Source organism: Halomonas sp. ATBC28 (assembly GCF_005937175.1).
Classification (GTDB): domain Bacteria; phylum Pseudomonadota; class Gammaproteobacteria; order Pseudomonadales; family Halomonadaceae; genus Vreelandella; species Vreelandella titanicae.
In genome coordinates this window covers 1-485 of record NZ_VCQL01000098.1, presented here as the reverse complement: position 1 = coordinate 485, position 485 = coordinate 1, and the positions used below count along the sequence as shown (strand labels likewise).

At 69.1% G+C, this 485-nt stretch carries 1 protein-coding gene; it reads right to left on the bottom strand.

Going from position 1 to position 485, the window contains the following annotated elements; genetic code table 11:
• Nucleotides 1-485, bottom strand: a 485-nt coding sequence (locus tag E0L35_RS25500) for a dihydroxy-acid dehydratase (RefSeq protein ID WP_171051238.1), incomplete at both ends; no start/stop codon positions are given.

Below are 485 nucleotides of genomic sequence, written 5' to 3'. Positions count from 1 at the left end.
ATGCGGATGCGGTCACCGTTCCGCACGAGGCCGATCGCGCCGCCGGCCGCCGCCTCGGGCGAGCAGTGGCCGATCGACAGGCCCGAGGTGCCGCCCGAGAAACGCCCGTCGGTCAGCAGCGCGCAGGCCTTGCCCAGGCCCTTGGACTTGATGTAGCTGGTCGGGTAGAGCATTTCCTGCATGCCGGGGCCGCCCTTGGGGCCTTCGTAGCGCACGATCACCACGTCGCCGGCCTGCACCTTGCCCGCCAGGATGTTCTCCACCGCCTCGTCCTGCGATTCGGTGACGTGGGCGGAACCTTCGAACACGTGGATGGATTCGTCCACGCCCGCCGTCTTGACCACGCAGCCGTCGAGCGCGATGTTGCCCGTCAGCACCGCCAGGCCGCCTTCCTTGCTGAAGGCGTGCTCATAGGAGCGGATGCAGCCCTCGGCGCGGTCCAGGTCCAGGCTGGGCCAGCGCGTGTTCTGGCTGAACGCCACCTG